At 69.6% G+C, this 18,183-nt stretch carries 17 protein-coding genes; all 17 read right to left on the bottom strand.

Annotation, left to right across the window (positions count from 1 at the left end; all coding sequences use genetic code 11):
- Window positions 1-109: 109 nt before the first annotated feature.
- The 17 genes from FCG67_RS09440 to FCG67_RS09360 all read right to left on the bottom strand — a co-directional run bounded on the left by FCG67_RS09440 (window position 110) and on the right by FCG67_RS09360 (window position 18,158).
- A complete protein-coding gene (locus tag FCG67_RS09440) occupies window positions 110-508 on the bottom strand; it encodes a VOC family protein (RefSeq protein WP_136909234.1) in 399 nt (132 codons plus the stop codon).
- A 118-nt stretch (window positions 509-626) separates the two neighbouring features.
- A complete protein-coding gene (locus FCG67_RS09435; protein ID WP_211243170.1) occupies window positions 627-2,642 on the bottom strand; it encodes a primosomal protein N' in 2,016 nt (671 codons plus the stop codon).
- 125 nt (window positions 2,643-2,767) lie between these two features.
- Entirely contained in the window at window positions 2,768-3,982 is a 1,215-nt protein-coding gene (metK, locus tag FCG67_RS09430; RefSeq protein ID WP_136909232.1) for a methionine adenosyltransferase, read from the bottom strand.
- A 152-nt stretch (window positions 3,983-4,134) separates the two neighbouring features.
- The gene (gene coaBC, locus FCG67_RS09425; RefSeq protein ID WP_136909230.1) at window positions 4,135-5,430 is read right to left on the bottom strand and encodes a bifunctional phosphopantothenoylcysteine decarboxylase/phosphopantothenate--cysteine ligase CoaBC; all 1,296 of its coding nucleotides are present in this window, start codon (window positions 5,428-5,430) and stop codon (window positions 4,135-4,137) included.
- 10 nt (window positions 5,431-5,440) lie between these two features.
- Window positions 5,441-5,743, bottom strand: coding sequence for a DNA-directed RNA polymerase subunit omega (rpoZ, locus tag FCG67_RS09420; protein ID WP_027499672.1), 303 nt, complete (start codon window positions 5,741-5,743; stop codon window positions 5,441-5,443).
- Between the two features lie 129 nt (window positions 5,744-5,872).
- Window positions 5,873-6,424, bottom strand: coding sequence for a guanylate kinase (gene gmk / locus FCG67_RS09415; protein ID WP_136909879.1), 552 nt, complete (start codon window positions 6,422-6,424; stop codon window positions 5,873-5,875).
- A 91-nt stretch (window positions 6,425-6,515) separates the two neighbouring features.
- Window positions 6,516-6,839, bottom strand: coding sequence for an integration host factor, actinobacterial type (gene mihF / locus FCG67_RS09410; RefSeq protein ID WP_027499670.1), 324 nt, complete (start codon window positions 6,837-6,839; stop codon window positions 6,516-6,518).
- 126 nt (window positions 6,840-6,965) lie between these two features.
- Window positions 6,966-7,823, bottom strand: coding sequence for an orotidine-5'-phosphate decarboxylase (gene pyrF, locus FCG67_RS09405; RefSeq protein WP_136909228.1), 858 nt, complete (start codon window positions 7,821-7,823; stop codon window positions 6,966-6,968).
- Window positions 7,820-11,173 carry a carbamoyl-phosphate synthase large subunit gene (gene carB, locus FCG67_RS09400; protein ID WP_136909226.1) on the bottom strand — a complete coding sequence of 1,118 codons (3,354 nt, stop codon included), beginning with the start codon at window positions 11,171-11,173 and terminating at the stop codon, window positions 7,820-7,822. The genes pyrF and carB overlap by 4 nt, the downstream gene beginning before the upstream one ends.
- Window positions 11,173-12,354 (bottom strand): glutamine-hydrolyzing carbamoyl-phosphate synthase small subunit, encoded by a 1,182-nt coding sequence (carA, locus tag FCG67_RS09395; RefSeq protein WP_246044969.1) that lies wholly within the window; start codon window positions 12,352-12,354, stop codon window positions 11,173-11,175. The genes carB and carA overlap by 1 nt, the downstream gene beginning before the upstream one ends.
- Window positions 12,351-12,842: a PH-like domain-containing protein gene (locus FCG67_RS09390; protein ID WP_136909224.1), complete on the bottom strand. Its 492-nt coding sequence runs from the start codon at window positions 12,840-12,842 to the stop codon at window positions 12,351-12,353. The genes carA and FCG67_RS09390 overlap by 4 nt, the downstream gene beginning before the upstream one ends.
- Entirely contained in the window at window positions 12,839-14,164 is a 1,326-nt protein-coding gene (locus FCG67_RS09385) for a dihydroorotase (protein WP_246044968.1), read from the bottom strand. The genes FCG67_RS09390 and FCG67_RS09385 overlap by 4 nt, the downstream gene beginning before the upstream one ends.
- Window positions 14,161-15,105, bottom strand: a complete 945-nt coding sequence (locus FCG67_RS09380) for an aspartate carbamoyltransferase catalytic subunit (protein WP_136909223.1) — start codon at window positions 15,103-15,105, stop codon at window positions 14,161-14,163. The genes FCG67_RS09385 and FCG67_RS09380 overlap by 4 nt, the downstream gene beginning before the upstream one ends.
- The gene (gene pyrR, locus FCG67_RS09375; RefSeq protein ID WP_136909221.1) at window positions 15,102-15,752 is read right to left on the bottom strand and encodes a bifunctional pyr operon transcriptional regulator/uracil phosphoribosyltransferase PyrR; all 651 of its coding nucleotides are present in this window, start codon (window positions 15,750-15,752) and stop codon (window positions 15,102-15,104) included. Before pyrR ends, FCG67_RS09380 begins: the two co-directional genes overlap by 4 nt.
- Window positions 15,753-15,960: 208 nt before the next feature.
- Window positions 15,961-16,464 carry a transcription antitermination factor NusB gene (gene nusB / locus FCG67_RS09370; RefSeq protein WP_136909219.1) on the bottom strand — a complete coding sequence of 168 codons (504 nt, stop codon included), beginning with the start codon at window positions 16,462-16,464 and terminating at the stop codon, window positions 15,961-15,963.
- Between the two features lies 1 nt (window position 16,465).
- Window positions 16,466-17,029: an elongation factor P gene (gene efp / locus FCG67_RS09365; RefSeq protein ID WP_136909217.1), complete on the bottom strand. Its 564-nt coding sequence runs from the start codon at window positions 17,027-17,029 to the stop codon at window positions 16,466-16,468.
- Window positions 17,030-17,045: 16 nt separating this feature from the next.
- Complete coding sequence (locus FCG67_RS09360; RefSeq protein WP_136909215.1) at window positions 17,046-18,158, bottom strand: M24 family metallopeptidase; 1,113 nt, start codon at window positions 18,156-18,158, stop codon at window positions 17,046-17,048.
- Window positions 18,159-18,183 lie beyond the last annotated feature (25 nt).

Here is an 18,183-nt window from a genome sequence, read left to right as displayed (position 1 = left end):
CGGACTCAGACGGTTGAACCACGAATCCACTTCCAGTGAACGCCCTGCCCGTTCCTGGCACAACCGCCGGTCCGTGGCCGCCGGTGGTGGCGGAGCGAGTCGCGAATGTCTACGCCTGCGGCGCGAAGAACTCGAGAGCAATGTTGTCCGGATCGCGGAAGGACAGACCGGATCCGTAGTGTGCCGACTTGATCCCGCCATGCTCGATCCCCAGTGCGTCGAGCCGATCCCGCCATCGGGGCAGCTCGTCGGGGGAACAGCGGAACGCAATATGGTCGAGACCGACCTGCCGTTCATCGAATGTGGTGCGGGCACCACCACCCGTGTGGATATGCAGTCCGAAGAGCGTTCCGTCGTCGAGTGCGAAAACCGTGTGGTGGAAGGTTCCCGACTCCTCGTCCTCGTCGAGCGCAGGCGCCGCCCCGAACAATGCGCTGTACCACGCGGTGCTGGCGGATAGGTCGGATACCGTGATGGCGATGTGGGCAAGGCCCGGGAAACTGGACATTTGTACCGCTCGCTTCCTCGAAGAACTCGTTCCATGGTTGATCCGGCACGGGTTCTCAACCTATCGAGCAATGTCCTTCGACGGGGTGCATCGGGAGCTGCGACACCGTGCTCGTTTCTCAGCCGATCCGGACGGGATCGATCTGCACCCGGACCGATCCCGCTTCGCGCCGGGCGCCGCGCACGGCCTGCGCCTCGGACAACGCCCTCGCCAGGGCGCCGCCGCTCCCCCGCGGCACCCGCAGCAGCATCCGCTCGACCTCGGCAGGCTCCGGACCGTCACCAGAGAACGGCAACCGTTCGCCCGGCGGCAGCGGCACCGGACCGAGCCGCTCGACCACGTCGGGCAGCGTCGCGTTCGCCAGCAACGCCTCGATCGCCTCGCGTGAGCCGTCCACCGCGGCGATGTGCACGGTCGGCGGGAACCGGACCTCCGCCCGCTCGTCGAGCTGAGCCTGGGCCGCGCCAACCGGATCCCAGCGCACCAGCGACTGGACCGTGGGCAGGCCCGAGTCGGCGACCACCACGACCCGACCGCCCTCGCCGGCGGGACGCACCAGCGAGCCCGCGGTCATCCAGCGTCGCAGCGTCTCCTCCTCCGCCCGCAGGTCAGCCCGCCCGAGCAGTGCCCAGCCGTCCAGCAGCAGCGCCGCCCCGTAGCCGCCCGGCATCACCGGCTCTGCCCCGACGGTCGCCACCACCAGCCGCGGGCCCGGCTTGACCGCCGCCGTCACCTCGGTCCCGCCGGAATGCGTCACCGCGACGCCGGGGAACGCCCGGCCGAGTTCCTCCGCGGTCCGGCCCGCCCCGACGACCACGGCCCGCAGCGATCGCGAGCCGCACGCGTTGCACCGATGGGTGGCGTCGGCGACGCCGCACCACCGGCACGTCGGGGTGCCCGCACCGTCCGGTCCCACCGCCGACGCCAGCGACATCGGACCGTTGCACCGTCGGCACCGGGCGGGCGCCCGGCACTTGCCACAGGCCAGGGACGGAACGTATCCGCGGCGCGGCACCTGCACGAGGACGCCCGCCCCCGCCTTGAGTGCCTCCCTGGCCGCGGCGAAGGCGATCGCGGGCAGTCTGGCCGCCCTGGCCCCCGGGTCACGCGCCAGCGCATGATCACTGTCGGCGAGGGCGGTGACCTGCGGTGCCCTGGCCCGCACCTCGGCGCGGTCGGCCACCAGATCGTGCGCCCAGCCCGAGTTCACCAGCGCCTGCGCCTCGGCAGTCCTGGCATGACCGCCGACCACCAGGGCGCAGCCGCTCGCGTGCGCCCGCAGCAGGGCCACCTCGCGGGCGTGCGGGTACGGCGAGCGCGGCTCGGAATGGCTGTCGTCGCCGTCGTCCCACACTGCGATCAGGCCGAGGTCCGGCACCGGCGCGAACACCGAGCTCCGGGTTCCGACGACGATCCGTGCGGTGCCCCGAAGCGCCGCGAGCCAGCGGCGGTACCGCATCGCGGGACCGAGCCCCGCCGCCAGCGGGACCACCAGATCGTCGCCGACCAGGTCAACGGACGCGGCCGCGACCCGGTCCAGGTCCTTCTGGTCGGGCACCACCAGCACCGCGGTCTGACCGCGCGCCACGACCACGGCCGCCAGCTCGGCCAGCCGGGCGGGCCAGTCGTCTCCCGGTAGTGCCTGCCAGACCGCCCGCGGACCGCGGCCCGCCCGCACCGCGGACACGAAGGCCTCGCCGTGCACGTAGCTCGACCAGGCCGCGCAGCCGGGTGCCGAGGGCAATGGACCAGGCTCGCCCGCGGGCTCAGCCTCGACGCGCGCGTGCCGGGGCGGTATCGCCAGCCGCAGCACGTCCGCCCTGGTGCCCGCATACCGCTGGGCGACGGCGTCCACCAGCGCGGCGATCTCCGGTGTCAGCACCCGCTCGGCGCCGACGACGCGGTCCAGCCAGCCAAGCTTGCCGGGGTGCTCGCTGGTCGCGACGCGCTCGACGAGAAACCCGTCCACCAGCCTGCCCGCGAAGCGGATGCGCACCCGCACCCCCGGCTGGGCCTGCTCGTCGAGCTCGCGCGGTACCCGGTAGTCGAACTCGCGGTCCAGGTGCGCGAGCGGCAGCATCGGGATCACCCTGGCGACGGGCAGCTCCGCAGCCGGTTCCCGTTCCGCGCTCACCGCCACGAAACGACCACCCCGTACCGACGGCACGAGCCGCCCACCGATTTCGGTGAGCGGCTCGTGACCGCGTGTGATGAGCGGCTCGCCGCTGTCTGCGTTGAGCGGCTCGCCGCTGTCGCCATCTAGAGCCCGGCGGCCGCGCGCAGCTTCTCGGCCCGGTCCGTGCGCTCCCAGGGGAGGTCGATGTCGGTGCGGCCGAAGTGCCCGTACGCCGCGGTCGGCGCGTAGATCGGGCGCAGCAGGTCGAGATCGCGGATGATCGCGCCGGGGCGCAGGTCGAAGACCTCGGTGATCGCCTTCTGGATCAGCGCCGGATCGGTCCGCTCGGCGCCGAAGGTCTCCACGAACAGGCCGACGGGGGCCGCCTTGCCGATCGCGTATGCGACCTGGACCTCGATGCGCTCCGCCAGGCCTGCGGCGATGGCGTTCTTGGCCACCCACCGCATCGCGTACGCGGCGGACCTGTCGACCTTCGACGGGTCCTTGCCGGAGAAGGCGCCACCACCATGGCGGGCCATGCCGCCGTAGGTGTCGACGATGATCTTGCGACCGGTCAGGCCTGCGTCGCCCATCGGCCCACCGAGCACGAACTTTCCGGTCGGGTTGACCAGCAGCCGGACGTCGGCGGTGTCGAGGGTGGGCACGCCCAGCTCGGCGAGCACCGAGCCGAGCACCTTCTCGCGGATGTCCGGCGTGAGCAGGTTGTCGAGGTCGATGTCGGCGGCGTGCTGGGTGGAGATGACGACGGTGTCGAGCCGCACGGCCTTGTCACCGTCGTACTCGATGGTGACCTGGGTCTTGCCGTCCGGACGCAGGTACGGCAGCACGCCGGTCTTGCGGACCTCGGTCAGCCGGCGCGAGAGCCGGTGCGCGAGCGCAATCGGCAGCGGCATCAGCTCGGGGGTGTCGGTGCAGGCGTAGCCGAACATCAGGCCCTGGTCGCCCGCGCCCTGCCGGTCGATCTCGTCGTCGGTGATGCCGTCGACCCTGGCCTCGTGCGAGTGGTCGACGCCCTGCGCGATCTCCGGGGACTGCGCGCCGATCGCGATGTTCACGCCGCAGGAGTTGCCGTCGAAGCCCTTGGCCGAGGAGTCGTAACCGATCTCGAGGACCTTGTCGCGGACGATCTTGGGGATGTCGGCGTATGCGGTGGTGGTGACCTCGCCCGCCACGTGCACCTGACCGGTGGTCACCAGCGTCTCGACGGCCACCCGGCTGCGCGGGTCCTGTTCGAGCAGTGCGTCGAGAATGGAGTCGCTGATCGCATCACAGATCTTGTCCGGGTGTCCCTCGGTCACAGACTCACTGGTGAATAGCCGACTGCCGGACTTGCTCACAGATCTCCCTCTCGCCACAGCGTTGGTATTGCCCCACAGACCCTAGTGCGGGGTACGACGGATATGAACCATTGAAATCAGCAGAAAAATGAAATCAGCGGAAATGTATTCCCTCCGCGCCGGGGTCGGCGACAAAGGGTCTGACTTTCAGACTACGAGGCCGAACCGTTCTGTGCGTGCGCGCCCCCGCCACTCTCCAGAAGCGACACCAGGGCGTCGAGCACCCGACTGGCCATCAATGCCTTGGAGCCGTACTCCAGCGCGACCTCGGAGCCGTCGGCGCCGAGCAGCCAGCCGTCGTTGTGGTCGACCTCGAACGCCTTGCCCTCCCCGACCGCGTTGACCACCAGCAGGTCGCAGCCCTTGCGGGCGAGCTTCGAGCGCGCGTGCGTGAGCACGTCGCCGTGCGCGTCCCCGGTCTCCGCCGCGAATCCGACGATCACGGAGGTGTTCGGCAGGTCGCCGTCGCGTCGCGACTGGACGAGACCGGCCAGGATGTCCTCGTTGCGGGTCAGCGGGATCGTGTCGGGCTCGTCGGCGCCCTTCTTGATCTTGCTGTCGGCGATGGTGGACGGCCGGAAGTCCGCGACGGCCGCGGCCATCACCACCGCCTCCGCGGCGACCGCCGCCTTGTCCACGGCCTCCTTCAGCTCACCAGCCGTGCGGATCCGGATCACCTCGAGCGCGGCCGGATCGGCCAGATCCGCGGTGTATCCGGCGATCAGGGTGACCTCGGCGCCGCGCTGGGCGGCGAGCCGCGCGATGGCGTAGCCCTGCTTGCCGGAGCTGCGGTTGCCGAGGAACCGGACCGGGTCGAGGGGTTCACGGGTGCCGCCCGCGGACACCAGGATCTTGCGGCCGACGAGGTCGCGGCGCAGCGCGTCCGGACGCTCGAGCAGCAGGGTCGCCAGTCCGACGATCTCGTCCGGCTCGGGCAGCCGGCCCGCGCCGGTGTCCTTGCCGGTGAGCCGACCGGAGGCGGGCTCGATCACGCAGATTCCGCGTTCGCGCAGGGTCGCCACGTTCGCGACCGTCGCGGGGTGCTCCCACATCTCGGTGTGCATCGCGGGCGCGAACACCACCGGGCACCGCGCCGTGAGCAGGGTCGCCGTGAGCAGATCGTCGGCGCGACCGTGCGCGGCCCTTGCCATCAGATCGGCCGTCGCGGGCGCGATCACCACCAGGTCGGCCTCCTGGCCGAGCCGCACGTGCGGCACCTGCGGGACATCGGCGAACACCCCGGTCTGCACCGGGTTGCCGGAGAGCGCCTCGAACGTCGCGCGCCCGACGAACTCCAGTGCCGACTCCGTGGGGATCACCCGCACGTGGTGTCCGCTCTCGGTGAAGCTGCGGATGATCGAACATGCCTTATATGCGGCAATTCCGCCGCCGACCCCGACGACGATGCGGCGGGGTCGGTCGGCGGAATCCGATAGGAGCTCGCTCACGGGCTCTGTATCACTCGCCTTCGGTGTGCTCGAGCAGGTCGGAGTGGATCTCGCGCAGCGCGATGGAGAGCGGCTTCTCCTGGAGGCCCGGCTCGACCAGCGGGCCGACGTACTCGAGGATGCCGTCACCGAGCTGGTTGTAGTAGTCGTTGATCTGACGGGCACGCTTGGCCGAGTAGATCACCAGCGCGTACTTCGAGGAGGTGCGGGCGAGCAGCTCGTCGATCGGCGGGTTGGTGATGCCCAACGGGGTGTCGTACGCCGGGACGCCGTGGCGCTCGGCGTCGGACAAGGCTGCTTGAGTTGCGCTCACTGGCGAATCTCCTGTGGTGGTCGGCGCTTGTTTCAACTGCAACTACTTCTGAGAACTGCAGGTTCGAGCAAAGGTGCTGCTAGTCGAGATCGATACTGTGTTCTTTACAGAATCCTGAACGGACGCCGACTATCGCGGCGCTCCAACCAACAAGGATACCAACTCGTCGCACGCACGGTCGACATCCTCGTTCACGATGACCGTGTCGAACTCGTCCTTGGCCGCCAATTCGACCTTCGCGGTCTCCAGGCGGCGCGCGACGACGTCCTCGGACTCGGTGCCGCGACCGGTCAGCCGGGACACCAGTTCCTCCCAGCTCGGCGGCGCCAGGAAGGCCAGAATCGCCTCCGGCATCGCCGCCCGGACGGCACGGGCACCGGCCAGGTCGACCTCCACCAGCACGGGATGTCCGGCCTCGAGGGCCGCGATCACCGGCGCGGCGGGGGTGCCCGACCGCTGCAGCCCGCCGTGGATCTCCGCCCATTCGAGCATCTCGCCCGCTGCGATCATCCGCTCGAAGTCGTCGGAGGTGACGAACGTGTAGTCCTTGCCGTCGACCTCGCCGGGCCGCGGGTCTCTCGTCGTGGCAGACACGCTGAAGACCAGGTCGGGAAGCCGCTCGTGCAGTTTGCGGACCACACTCGACTTACCCACGGCTGAGGGGCCGGCCAGTACTACCAGCCGGCCCCTCTGCGCTGTGCTTTCCCCGCTGTTCGAAGCCGGGGTGGTCTTGCTGTTGTCTGACACGTTGTCTGTGTCAGCCACCAGATTCCTACTCAGCGTCGAAATCGAACCTGGTGAGCAAAGCCTTGCGCTGCCGATCGCCGAGGCCACGAAGGCGACGGGTCGGAGCGATCTCCAGCTCGGTCATGATTTCCTGCGCCTTGACCTTGCCCACCTTGGGCAGGGCCTCGAGCAGTGCCGACACCTTCATCTTGCCGAGGATCTCGTTCTCTTCGGCATCCTTGAGGACCTGCTTCAGGTCGGTGCCGCCGCGCTTGAGGCGCTCCTTGAGCTCAGCCCTGGCCTTACGGGCTGCAGCCGCCTTCTCCAAAGCAGCGGCGCGCTGCTCATCAGTCAACTGGGGAAGGGCCACGGTTCCTCCGTCTCGTCGTGTGCAAATAGTCTTCTGCCACCGGTTAACCAGCAGCGATAGCGACCGTACTCACGCCGAGCGCCGATTGCGAACCCACCCCCCAGGTCAGCGCGCAATTCCGGTGGGTTATGCGAGTCCGTTCTCGACGTCGTCCCTGACCCGCTCCGCGGCCTCGCGAAGCGCGGAAACAGACGGCCCGTGCCGCAAAACATCACGAGAAGTGTTGGGCAACAACAACTCTCGCGAATCCCGGAAAATCTCTGCCAGATCGGCCACGGTGGCGCCCTGCGCGCCGAGTCCGGGCGCGAGAATCGGCCCGGAAAATTCCGATAAATCCAATCCGTGTCCGCGTGTCGCGCCGACCACCAGGCCGACCGTGTCCCGGCCGTCCCGGTTCTGCGCGACGGCCGCGTCGACGATCGATTGCGCCACCGACACACCCTTACCAGCAGAAACGCCCGAAAGTTCGGCAGCGTCGAGCTGAGCGGCCTGCAACTGCCCACCCTCCGGATTGGAGGTGCGGGCGAGCACGAAGAGCCCCCGCCCGTGCTCGGTCGCCAACTCGACGGCGGGCTCGAGCGCGCCGAACCCGAGATAGGGCGAGACCGTCACCGCGTCCGACGCCAGCGGCACGTCCTCGCCCAGCCAGGCCTGCGAGTACGCCGCCATGGTGGAACCGATGTCGCCCCGCTTGGCATCGGCGATGACCAGCGTGCCCGCCGCGCGCACCACCGAGATGGTCCGCTCGAGCACCGCGTACCCGGCCGACCCGTAGGCCTCGAAGAAGGCCACCTGTGGCTTCACCAGCGCCACGTCGCCCACGAAGGCCTCCACGCATATCTCCGCGAAGGTCTCGACGCCCCCAGCGGTCTCTGGGAGCCCCCACGCCCGCAGCAGCGACGGGTGCGGGTCGATGCCCACGCACAGCCGGCCCCGGTCCGCGATGGCGGACCGGAGCCGGCTGCCCCAGCTGAGCTGGCTCACTTCTGTCCCGGCTCGCGCAGCGCGGCGTGCAGGTCCTGCAGCGAGCGCACGCCGATATCGCCCCTGATACCGGCCTCGATGCCCTGGACCGCCGCCGAGGCGCCCTGGACGGTGGTGATGCACGGGATGTTCACCGACACCGCCGCGCTGCGGATCTCGTAGCCGTCCACGCGGGGGCCCGAGTTGCCGTACGGGGTGTTGATCACCATGTCCACCTCCCCCGCCTTGATCTGGTCGACGATGGTGCGCGCGCCCTCCGGAAGATCCTCTCCGGACTGCTTGTGCACCTCCTCGCAGGTGATGCCGTTACGCCGCAGCACGTCCGCGGTGCCCTCGGTGGCCAGGATCGTGAAGCCGAGGTCGGCGAGCCGCTTGACCGGGAAGATCAGCGACCGCTTGTCCTTGTTCGCGACCGAGACGAACACCACGCCGCTGGTGGGCAGCGAGCCGTAGGCGGCGGTCTGGCTCTTGGCGAACGCGGTACCGAAGTCCGCGTCGATGCCCATCACCTCGCCGGTGGACTTCATCTCCGGGCTCAGCAGGGTGTCGACGCCGGTGCCGTCCGCCTTGCGGAAGCGGTTGAACGGGAGCACCGCCTCCTTGACCGCGATCGGCGCGCCTGCCGGGGTGTTGCCGCCGTCCCCGGTGGCGGGCAGGACCCCGCTCGCGCGCAGGTCCGCGATGGACTCGCCGAGCATCACCCGGGCACAGGCCTTCGCCAGCTGCACCGCGGTGGCCTTGGACACGAACGGCACCGTGCGGCTGGCGCGCGGGTTCGCCTCGAGGACGTAGAGGATGTCGTCCTTGAGCGCGTACTGCACGTTCAGCAGGCCCTTGACCCCGATGCCCTTGGCCAGCGCCTCGGTCGAACGCCGGACGTTCTCGAGGTCCGCCTTGCCGAGCGTGATCGGCGGCAGCGCGCAGGCCGAGTCGCCGGAGTGGATGCCGGCCTCCTCGATGTGCTCCATCACGCCGCCGAGGTACACCTCGGTGCCGTCGCACAGCGCGTCGACGTCGATCTCGACCGCGTCTTCCAGGAACCGGTCGACAAGCACCGGCCGGTCGTCGGAGATCTCGGTCGCCCGAGAGATGTAGTCCTGCAGCGACTTCTCGTCGTACACGATCTCCATGCCGCGGCCACCGAGCACGTAGGACGGGCGCACCAGCACCGGATAGCCGATGCCGCCCGCGATCTCGCGGGCACCGTCGAAGGTGGTGGCGGTGCCGAACTTCGGCGCGGGCAGGCCCGCCTCGGTGAGCACCCGGCCGAACTCGCCACGGTCCTCGGCCAGGTCGATGGCCTCGGGGCTGGTGCCGACGATCGGCACGCCCGCGGCCTTGAGACGCTTCGCCAGGCCGAGCGGGGTCTGGCCGCCGAGCTGGACGATGACGCCCGCCACCGTGCCCGACGCCGACTCGGCGCGGTAGACCTCGAGGACGTCCTCGAAGGTCAGCGGCTCGAAGTACAGCCGGTCCGCGGTGTCGTAGTCCGTGGAGACCGTCTCCGGGTTGCAGTTGACCATGACGGTCTCGTAGCCGGCCTCGGAGAGCGTGAGCGCGGCGTGCACGCAGGAGTAGTCGAACTCGATGCCCTGACCGATCCGGTTCGGGCCCGAGCCCAGGATCAACACCTTGGGCCGCTCGGTCTGCGGCGCGACCTCGGACTCCGCCTCGGGATCGAGCTCATAGGTGGAGTAGTGGTACGGCGTCTTGGCCTCGAACTCGGCCGCGCAGGTGTCGACGGTCTTGTAGACCGGGCGGACCTTGAACGCGTCGCGCAGGGTGCGGACCGCGTCCTCACCCTCCTGGCTGTCCCCACCGAGACCCGGACGCAGCGAGGCGATCTGGCGGTCGGACAGGCCGTGGTACTTGGCCTGACGCAGCAGCGCCTCGTCGAGGACCTCGGCCGCGCGGACCCGCTCCCCCAGCTCGTGGATCTGCTGGAACTGATCGAGGAACCACGGATCGATCTTGGTGGCCTCGAAGAGCTGCTCGACGGTCGCGCCGAGCGCGAACGCCTTCTCGATGCCGTACATCCGGCCGTCCTGCGGCACGCTGAGGTCCGCGAGCAGGGCGTCCAGGTCGTCGCCCTCGAGCTCGGCACCGGTCCAGTAGCCGGCGCGCTTGGTCTCGAGCGACCGCATCACCTTGCCGAAGGCCTCGGTGAAGTTGCGGCCGATCGACATCGCCTCGCCGACCGACTTCATGGTGGTGGTCAGGGTGCCGTCGGCGCCGGGGAACTTCTCGAACGCGAAGCGGGGCGCCTTCACCACGACGTAGTCGAGGGTCGGCTCGAAGCAGGCCGGGGTCTCGCCGGTGATGTCGTTGATGATCTCGTCGAGGGTGTAGCCGATGGCCAGCTTCGCTGCCATCTTCGCGATCGGGTAGCCGGTCGCCTTCGACGCCAGCGCCGACGAGCGCGACACGCGGGGGTTCATCTCGATGACGACGAGGCGGCCGTCGGTCGGGTCCATCGCGAACTGGATGTTGCAGCCACCGGTGTCGACGCCGACCTCGCGCAGGATGTCGATGGAGAGGTCGCGCATCTTCTGGTACTCGCGGTCGGTGAGCGTCATGGCCGGGGCCACGGTCACCGAGTCGCCGGTGTGCACGCCGACCGGGTCGACGTTCTCGATGGAGCAGATGATGACCACGTTGTCGCGGCCGTCGCGCATCAGCTCGAGCTCGTACTCCTTCCAGCCGAGGATGGACTCCTCGATGAGCACGTTCGCGGTGGGCGAGGCGGCAAGACCGCCGCCCGCGATGCGGGTGAGGTCTTCCTCGTTGTACGCCATGCCGGAGCCGAGGCCGCCCATGGTGAACGAGGGCCGCACGACGACCGGGTAGCCGAGCTCGGCGACGGTGTCGTGGACCTCGTCCATCGTGAAGCAGACCCGCGAGCGCGCGGACTCGCCGCCGACCTTGGCGACGATGTCCTTGAACTTCTGCCGGTCCTCGCCACGCTGGATGGCGTCGAAGTCGGCGCCGATCAGCTCCACGTCGTACTTCTCGAGGATGCCCTGCTCGTGCAGCGCGACCGCGGTGTTCAGCGCGGTCTGGCCGCCGAGGGTGGCGAGCACCGCATCGATCTTGTGGCCCTGCTCGGCCTCGCGGGCGATGACCTTCTCGACGAACTCCGCGGTGATCGGCTCGACGTAGGTGGCGTCGGCGAACTCGGGGTCGGTCATGATCGTGGCCGGGTTGGAGTTGACCAGCGACACGCGCAGGCCCTCCTCACGCAGCACGCGACACGCCTGGGTGCCCGAGTAGTCGAACTCGCAGGCCTGTCCGATGACGATCGGTCCGGAACCGATCACCAGGATGTGCTTGAGATCTGTGCGACGTGGCATTACTTCTTGACTCCCTCGAGCAGGCTGGTGAAGCGGTCGAACAGGTAGGCGGCGTCGTGCGGTCCCGCCGCGGCCTCGGGGTGGTACTGCACCGAGAAGGCCGAGTCGTCGAGCAGGCGGACGCCCTCGACGGCGCCGTCGTTGGCGCAGGTGTGACTGATCACGGCGCGGCCGAACGGGGTGTCGAACTCCTGGCCCGCCTCGCCCTCGAGCGCGAACCCGTGGTTCTGCGCGGTGATGGCGATCCGGCCGGTGCCGTGCTCGATCACCGGGATGTTGATGCCGCGGTGGCCGAACTTCATCTTGTAGGTGCTCAGGCCGAGCGCGCGGCCGAGGATCTGGTTGCCGAAGCAGATGCCGAACAGCGGCAGGCCCTGGCCGAGCACCTCCTTGGTCAGGTGCACCGCGCCGTCGGCGGTGGCCGGGTCACCCGGGCCGTTGGACAGGAACACGCCGTCCGCGCCGAGATCGAGGATCTGCTCGAGGCTCGCGTTCGAGGGCAGCACGTGCACCCGGATGCCGCGCTGAGCGAACATCCGCGGGGTGTTGGTCTTGATGCCCAGGTCGATGGCCGCGACCGTGAACCGTGCCTCGCCGCCGACCGGCTCGATGATGTAGCCGTTGTCGGTGCTGACCTCGCCCGCGAGATCGGCGCCGAGCATCGACGGCTGGTCCTTGACCGCCTGCAGCATGGCGGCGTCGTCGGTCAGCGCAGCGCCGGAGAAGACCCCGGCCCGCATGGAACCGCGGGTGCGCAGGTGCCGGACCAGTGCCCTGGTGTCGATGCCCGCGATGCCGACGATGCCCTGGCTGACGAGCTCGTCCTGTAGCGACCCGGTGGCGCGCCAGCTCGAGGTGCGGCGCGCGGGATCGCGGACCACATAGCCGGCCACCCAGATCTTGTTGGAGTCGCCGGAGGCCTGACGGCCCGCGCTCAGCGCCTCGCCGTCCTCGCCGTTCCAGCCGGTGTTGCCGATCTGCGGCGCGGTGGAGACCACGATCTGGCGGTGGTAACTCGGATCGGTGAGCGTCTCCTGGTAGCCGGTCATGCCGGTGCTGAAGACCGCCTCGCCGAGGGTCTGGCCTACCGCACCGAAGCTGGTGCCGCGGAAGATCCGCCCGTCCTCGAGGACCAGGGCCGCCGGTCCTGTGCCGCTCGCTGATTCAAAGCTGTCGCTCACGCGTTCTCTCCGTTCACCCATGCCGGGTACACACTCTTGTCGTCTCCACGGAATCCGGTGTCGATCTCCGTTCCGGTGGGCAGCTCCCACCGGATCACCAGGACCCCGTCCTTGCTCATGACCTTGCCTGCGAGCCCGCGTTCGGTCCGGATCGCCCGGATCGAGGCCTGCGGGATCCAGATCGCCGAAGCGCCGTCTCGTTCGAGCAGCACACCCTTCTCGTGCCTGCTGATGTCGCCGGTCGCACGGAAGCCGATGTCCCCGACCGCGATCCGGTCCTGCCAGCTGGGCGCGAGGGTGCTGCCCACGTACAGGCCGCTGCTCGGCGGGATCAGCTGCGCACCCAGGTCGGCAGGCACCGCGGGCAGCTCCCCGATCGCGTCCGCCTGACGGCCGGCCCGCTTCTTCCAGCCCCGGTACATCAGCGCCACCATCAGCGCCCAGAACAGGAGGAAGCCGACGGTCAGCAGGATCCGGTCCGTGCTCATGCGCGCACCTTCCCGTCCCGGACGGTGACCCGGCCGCGCAGCAGGGTGGTGGTGACCCTGGCGCCGAACGTCATCGCGTCGAACGGGCTGTTCTGCGCGATCGACGCCAGCTCGGGTGCCCGAACCGTCCATTCGCGGTCCGGGTCCACCAGCGTGAGGTTGGCCGGCTCGCCGACCGCGATCGGCCGGCCCTGATCGCTCAGTCCGACGATCTCTGCGGGCCGCTCGCTCATCACCCGGGCCACGCCGCGCCAGTCCAGCAGGCCGGTCGCGACCATCGTCTGCGCGACGATCGCCAGCGCCGTCTCCAACCCGAGCATGCCGGGCCTGGCGGCCGAGAACTCGCAGCACTTGTCCTGCTCGGCGTGCGGGGCGTGGTCGGTGGCGACGCAGTCGATGACGCCGTCGGCCAGGCCCTGTCGCAGCGCGGCGATGTCGCTGGGTTCGCGCAGCGGCGGGTTCACCCGGTTCACCGCGTCGTAGGTCTCCAGCCGCGAGTCGTCGAGCAGCAGGTGATGCGGGGTGACCTCGGCGGTGATCGAGATGCCCTGCCCGCGTGCCCACTTCATCAGCTCGACGGTGCCTGCGGTGGAGGCGTGGCAGATGTGCACGCGGGCGCCTGCGTCGCGGGCCAGCAGCGCGTCGCGGGCGACGATGGACTCCTCCGCGGCGCGGGGCCAGCCGGCCAGGCCGAGCCGGGCGGCGGTCGGGCCCTCGTGCGCGACGGCGCCGACGGTCAGCCGCGGCTCCTCGGCGTGCTGGGCGATCAGGACTCCGAGCGCGCTCGAGTACTCGAGCGCCCGGCGCATGATGAGCGGGTCGTACACGCAGTGGCCGTCGTCGGAGAACATCTTGACCTTGCCGATGCCCGACGCCATGGTCGCCATCTCGGCGAGCTGCTTGCCCTCGAGACCGACGGTGACCGCGCCGACCGGATGGACGTCGACCAGGCCGACCTCCTGTCCCCTGCGCCACACGTGGTCGGTGATCACGACGGAGTCGGCGACCGGGCTGGTGTTGGCCATCGCGAACACCGCGGTGTAGCCGCCGAGCGCCGCGGCGGACGACCCGGACTCGATGGTCTCGGTGTCCTCACGACCGGGTTCGCGCAGGTGCGTGTGCAGGTCGACGAAGCCGGGCAACAGCACCTGGCCGGCCGCCTCGATGACCTCGGCGCCCTCGGGTGCGCCCAGCCCGGCACCGATCGCCCGGATCTCGCCGTCGGAGATCAGCACGTCCTGCGGCTCGCCCTCGCCGTAGATGCGCGCCCCGCGGATCAGGATGTCACCGCGGGCGAAGCCTCGGGAAATGTCCTGGCTCACAGCGCCACACCTTCCTCGGTACCGACCAACAACCCGAACAGGACAGCCATGCGAATGTGAACTCCGTTCGTAACCTGCTGCAAGACTGCAGCTTTCGGTGAATCCGCGACAGCTGACGCGATCTCCATGCCGCGCAGCATGGGACCCGGGTGCAGTACCACGGCATGCTCGGCGAGCATGCCCAGCCGCTTCTCGGACAGCCCGTAGGTGATCGAGTACTCGCGCGGCGACGGGAAGAACCCGCCGTTCATGCGCTCGGCCTGCACCCGCAGCATCAGCACCGCGTCGACGCCGGGCAGCTCCGCGTCCAGCGAATGCGACACGGTCACCGGCCAGCTCGACACCCCCACCGGCAGCAGGGTTGGCGGCGCGACCAGCACCACCTCCGCGCCGAGCGTGGCGAGCAGGAAGGCATTCGACCTGGCCACCCGGCTGTGCAGGATGTCGCCGACGATCGCGACCCGCTTGCCCGCGATGGAGCCGAGCCGCTGCCGCAGGGTCAGCGCGTCCAGCAGCGCCTGGGTGGGGTGCTCGTGGGTGCCGTCACCGGCGTTGATCACGGCCGGGCCGTCATCGCCGTCCGCGGTCCACTCCGCGATCCGGTGCGCGGCACCGGAGGCCGGGTGCCGCACGATCAACGCGTCGGCCCCCGCGGCCCGCAGGGTCATCGCGGTGTCCCGCAGCGACTCGCCCTTCGACACCGAGGAACTGCTGGCGCTGACGTTGATCACGTCGGCGCTCATCCACTTGCCCGCGACCTCGAAGGACACCCTGGTCCTGGTCGAGTTCTCGAAGAACACCGTCATCACGGTGCGCCCCCGCAGCGTCGGGAGCTTGCGGACCTCGCGCCCGAGCAGGGCCTGCTCGAACCGTTCGGCCTCGTCGAGCAGACCTGTCGCGCTCTCGAGGGTCAGATCCGAAACCGACAACAGATGCTTCACAGATTCGGCTCCCCGCTCGCCTTGTTCGCGTCCCCACGCGGTGGCATGTTCGCTCCACCGCTCAGCGTGACGCTGTCGACCCCGTCATGCTCGACCAACTGCACCTTGACGTCCTCGGTGCGCGCGGTCGGCACGTTCTTGCCGACGAAGTCGGCCCGCAGCGGCAGCTCCCGGTGGCCCCGATCGACCAGGACCGCGAGCTGCACGGCCTTCGGCCTGCCCAGGTCGCGGAGCGCGTCGAGCGCCGAGCGCACGGTCCGTCCGGAGAACAGCACGTCGTCGACGAGGACCACCAGCGCCTGGTCCACCCCGCCCTCGGGCACCGAGGTGCGCTCGAGCGGCCGGTGCGGCTTGGTCCGCAGATCGTCGCGGTAGAGGGTGATGTCGAGCGAGCCGGTCGGGGGGCGGACACCCGAGAACTCCTCGATCTTGTTCGCCAACCGGTTGGCGAGGGTGGTGCCGCGTGTCGGGATACCGATCAACACCACTCGGGGCGGGTCGGTCTCGGCGTCGAGCGCGGTCTTCTCGATGATCTGGTGCGCGATCCGCGCAATCGTCCGACCAACGTCGGCAGAAGAGAGCAGCTCCCTGGTGACAGGGTGATCCTGGGCCGATGAATCGGCGGAGGATGGCTCGGGCGTGAGCAAGCTGGACCTCCTTCTCCGCCTCTCTGGACGGATCGTTAAAGGATGTCTGACGCCCGCCAGCCTATCAGCGCGGCGACCAGGAACCCGACGCGATTCGGGGTGTGCTGAGCCACAGTCGGACACCCGATTCGACCGTTTCCCCGACCGGAACGACGAACGCCGCGGACCGTGATCGGTCCGCGGCGTTCGCGTGTCGTTCGGCGCCGGGTCAGGCGTCGGTGCCCGGCTCGGGCGCGGCCTCCGTGCGCTGCGAGGTGGCGGCCGCGGCGGCCCGCACCTGCGGCGCGACGAGCACCACCTGGCCGAGTACCCCGTTGATGAATCCCGGCGAGTCGTCGGTGGACAGCTCCTTGGCCAGCTCCACGGCCTCGTCGACCGCCACCACTGGCGGCACGTCGGTGGCGTGGAAGAGCTCCCACACGGCGATCCGCAGGACCGCGCGGTCCACCGCGGGCAGACGCTCGAGCGTCCAGTCCTGCAGGTGGTCGGCGATGACCCGGTCCAGCCGGTCGAGATTCTCCGCTACCCCGGTCACCAGGGTGACGGTGTAGGGGTTCACCGGGGCGACCGCGTCGTCGGTGCCGGCGAGCTCGGCCCGCTCGGTGGCGAGATCGACCGGGTCGAGGTCGCGCGCCTCCGCCTCGAAGAGGAAGTCGACTGCGCGCTTACGGGCCTTGTGCCTGGCCCCGAGCTTCTTCTGACTACCGGACACGCTACGAGTTCACGCGGCCCAGGTAGTTGCCGTCCCGAGAGTCGATCTTGAGCTTGTCGCCGGTGTTGACGAACAGCGGGACCTGCACCTCGGCGTCCGTCTCCAGGATCGCGGGCTTGGTGCCACCGGTCGAACGGTCGCCCTGCAGGCCCGGATCGGTGTGCTTGACGACGAGCTCGACCGTGACGGGCAGCTCGACGAACAGCGGCGCATCCTCGTGGGTCGCGACCTGGACCTGCATGTTCTCCAGCAGGAAGCGCGCGCCGTCGCCGACGGTGGCCTCGCTGATCGAGATCTGGTCGTAGGTGTCGCCGTCCATGAAGACGTAGTCGCTACCGTCGTGGTAGAGGTACGTCATGTCGCGACGGTCGACCGTCGCGGTCTCCACCTTGACGCCCGCGTTGAAGGTCTTGTCCACGTTCTTGCCGGAGAGCACGTTCTTGAGCTTGGTCCGCACGAACGCGGGGCCCTTGCCCGGCTTCACGTGCTGGAACTCGATGATCTGCCAGAGCTGGCCCTCGATCTTCAGCACGAGCCCGTTCTTGAAATCACTGGTGTCAGCCACTTACTTCGCGTCTCCTTCAGACGATTACGAGATCTTTGGTGGTGAGGGTGAGGAGCTCGGGCTCCTGCTCGCGAACAACGAGCGTGTCCTCGATCCTGACGCCTCCGCGACCGGAGAAGTACACACCGGGCTCGACCGTCACCGCAGCACCGGCTAGCAGTGTACCGGTGCCGAGCTTGCCGATTCCCGGTGCTTCGTGGATCTCCAGCCCGACGCCGTGCCCGAGACCGTGCAGGAACAGCTCCCCGTAGCCCGCGTCCTCGATCACCGACCTGGCCGCGGCGTCCACCGCGGCGACCTCCGTGCCCGGTGCGAGGGCGGCCCGGCCCGCGGCCTGCGCGGTCGCCACGAGCTGGTACACCTCGCGCTGCCAGTCCGCCGCCGCACCGAGCACGAACGTCCTGGTCATGTCCGAGTGGTACCCCTCGACCGTCGCGCCGAAGTCGAGCTTGACGAAGTCCCCTGCGGCCAGCATGGCGTCGGTCGGACGGTGGTGCGGGATCGCCGAATTCGCGCCCGCCGCCACGATCGTCTCGAACGAGATGCCGTCCGCACCGTGCTCGAGCATCAGGAACTCCAGTTCCCGCCCGACTTCCCGCTCGGTCCGGCCGGGTCGCAGTCCCCCGCGCTCGATCAGGACGGCGAGGGCGAGGTCGGCCGCCGCGCACGCTCTCCGCAGCAGCCCCACCTCGTGCTCGTCCTTGACCATGCGGAGCCGCTCCACCAGCCGCGGCGCCCGGATCATCTCGAGGGACGGAACCTGCTCCTGCCAGGCGGCGAGCTCGTCGACGGTCACCACGTGGCTCTCGAACCCGAGCCGTACCGGGCCGGCTTCGGTGTCGGCGCAGCGGCCGATCAGGTGGCCTGCGCTGGACCGGTCGATCACTGCCTCCAGGTCCGGAACCTGCTCGCCGACCTGGATCAGGTACCTGCCGTCGGTGCAGATGAGGGTCCGCGACTCGGCACCCGGTTCGTCGCGTGCGTCGACGAGCAGCGCCGCATTCGACCCGGTGAACCCCGTGAGGTACCTGATGTTGAGCAGATCGGTCACCAGGAGCGCCTCGACGCCCCAGTCGGTGAGCAGGGTGCGCAGCGCGGCCCGGCGGGACCCGTGATCGACGGTCGACATGAGCCCAACCTACGGCAGCGTCCGG

The sequence above is a fragment of the Rhodococcus oryzae genome (genome assembly GCF_005049235.1).
GTDB lineage: Bacteria > Actinomycetota > Actinomycetes > Mycobacteriales > Mycobacteriaceae > Rhodococcus_G > Rhodococcus_G oryzae.
This window is presented reverse-complemented; position numbering and strand designations above follow the sequence as displayed.

What these genes read in the sequence shown, in the direction of transcription:
- FCG67_RS09390 (WP_136909224.1), bottom strand. Translation starts at nt 12,842, where the DNA reads ATGAGCACGGACCGGATCCTGCTGACCGTCGGCTTCCTCCTGTTCTGG.
- FCG67_RS09360 (WP_136909215.1), bottom strand. Translation starts at nt 18,158, where the DNA reads ATGTCGACCGTCGATCACGGGTCCCGCCGGGCCGCGCTGCGCACCCTG.
- carB (WP_136909226.1), bottom strand. Translation starts at nt 11,173, where the DNA reads ATGCCACGTCGCACAGATCTCAAGCACATCCTGGTGATCGGTTCCGGA.
- FCG67_RS09440 (WP_136909234.1), bottom strand. Translation starts at nt 508, where the DNA reads ATGTCCAGTTTCCCGGGCCTTGCCCACATCGCCATCACGGTATCCGAC.